This is a genomic window from Stenotrophomonas maltophilia group sp. RNC7, assembly GCF_030910085.1.
Classification (GTDB): Bacteria; Pseudomonadota; Gammaproteobacteria; order Xanthomonadales; family Xanthomonadaceae; genus Stenotrophomonas; species Stenotrophomonas sepilia.
On the sequence record NZ_JAVFVN010000634.1, the window covers coordinates 1 to 2,364 of the forward strand.

General features: G+C 33.3%; 2 protein-coding genes. One reads left to right on the plus strand and one right to left on the minus strand.

Annotation, left to right across the window (positions count from 1 at the left end; translation table 11 throughout):
• A partial coding sequence (locus tag RCF13_RS12750; protein ID WP_308141227.1) for an arylamine N-acetyltransferase occupies positions 1–495 on the minus strand: 495 nt, incomplete at its 3' end.
• 548 nt (positions 496–1,043) lie between these two features.
• On the opposite strand from RCF13_RS12750, the gene RCF13_RS12755 reads away from it, so the two are divergent.
• Positions 1,044–2,364, plus strand: a 1,321-nt coding sequence (locus RCF13_RS12755; protein ID WP_308141228.1) for a hypothetical protein, incomplete at its 3' end; no start/stop codon positions are given.

The window sequence follows — 2,364 nt, forward strand, 5'->3', positions numbered from 1 at the left end:
CATTTCTAAAATGTGTGTACCTTTTCGGGTCATTTGTTTGCGAATTCGATATTCTCCCGTTTGAGAAGAGATGACTTCTCCGGTAAAGGGGACTGGATGTAAAGGTAGATGAGATGCAAAACCCGCGTCTATAACATAATCTTTATTATTATGATTTAATATGATAATGACATGACCATCATCGGGTTTCCATTTATTATCGTAAAGATCATAAACAGTACCAGCTACTTTATATACTTGAAACCCACAATCCATTAAAAAGTAATACAATAAGGAGTTTAATTCATAACAAAGACCGCCTCGTTTTTGAATAAGTAATTTTTCTACTAAGTTCTTTTTTGAGATATCTTTAATCGTACCAGCCATAATATCGAGATTTTCATAGGGAAGAATCAAGCCCATCTTTAAGAGGATTTCATTTAAATCATCAAATGTTACTTCTTTTACAGGAATTTTTAGTCGTTTAAAAAACTCCTTTTGTAAATTGGTCAACATAAAGCATTCTCCTTTCTTTTTACAGAATTTTCTTCTGCTCACCGCTAGGTTAGTACTTCTAAAAGTTTAATTCAAGTCTGCGAAAATTATCATAATATATGTTTCTGAAAACCTTATTATCTATTTAGAAATTTCAGTTTAATCTTTCGGCGTAGGAAAGTCTTACAGCATAAGCTTCTATTCGTTTGTTTTGTATTAAATTAAATAAAAGTACATATCTTCATTCCTCTTTTTTTATAACTAGGTAGTAATAAAGTGTTATTTTTCTAAAGTTTTTTCAAGATTTGTATACTTTATATAGACAATGATGATTAAGAGATATTTGGATTTAGTACGGTTAACAATTATTGAGAAACTTTTTTATAGTGTTCTCTCAAAAGGAAGAGATAGAAACAAAGAGAATAACGTGTGTTAAGGAAGAAGGGGTACTAGTAATCTCTTGAGAATAGGGACAAGATTTTGTTTAAGTAAAAAGATTATCTAGTATTAAGAAAGAAGATAAAAAATTACAAAGAGCACCTTCTTTCAAAAAAAGTGGGGGGAGTAACATGCGATTGATGAGAAGATGTGTTGCCTTACTAATTGTATTTTTTATCATGGTTCCAATGATTAGCACAAATGTACGAGCAGAAGTTGTAAAAGAGCTTAAAACAGGCTTTCCAGATCAAGAAGTCTTTACACCTGGAGATTGGTTTTTAGGGCAAAAACCTGCAAATTATGATGAGAATAAACCTCCAATTCTTTTTGTACAAGGAAGGAATGGGAATGCTGATAGTTGGTATGGAAAGACAGTGTATCACGATATAAATGATATGTATGACTATGCTTTGAAAGCAGGCTATCAAACAGTATTTATACAATTATATGATGCTGCTGGAAAAGGATCAGCTAGTCAGTGGGACAACGGAAAATTGTTAGCACAAAAATTAGAAGAAATATATAATCATTTTGGTAAAAAAGTTAATATTGTAGCACATAGTAAAGGCGGTATCGATACACAGGCTGCATTAGTAGGATATGGTGCAAATCGATTTGTCGGAAATGTTATTACGCTTGCGACACCACATCATGGATCAAACTTAGCTGATTTATCATATAGTTGGTGGGCGGGATGGCTTGCCTCTATATTAGGTCAAAAAGATGATGGTACGTACTCATTACAAATGGGCGAAATGGCAAAATTTCGTTCAACGATTGATAATAATCCAGCAGCTAAATTAAACCGTTATTATACAGTTACGGGAACTAGTTGGGGCCCTGTATTCTCGGCGTTATCCATGGGCGGATTATATTTGTCATCATACGGTTCAAATGATGGACTAGTAAATGAGTGGAGTGCTAAGTTGCCGTATGGAACTCATTTATTTACAGATTCCAGATTTGATCATGATAATATACGAAAAGGATCTGCTGTGTTCTCACGAATTGAACCATATTTACGTACATCAAATGTAGCCGTACCAGCTTTAGTAGCATCCAGCACTAGTTCAAATGAAAACATAGAACAATTAAATACAACTTCAAACCAAAACATTTTAGGCGGAGAATTGCCACAAAATCAGTGGATAGAGCAAACTGTTACAGTTGATAAAAAGTCAGAAGGAATCGTTTCTATATTAACTGCTTCGTCTAATGTAGAAGTACAAATGATATCACCAAAAGGAAAAATGTATACAAATAAGGATAGCGTTATAACTACTGGTGAAGAAGAATCTTTCTTTGGTGGTGCAACAATTAGAACATTTAAATTTGATAAAATGGATGTAGGAGAATGGAAAGTTAAAATGATGGCGAAGCAGTCGAAAGATGCATATCTAGTTATAAGCGATTACAAGAATGACGCACCATTTGTTCTTCAAATGCCTACCA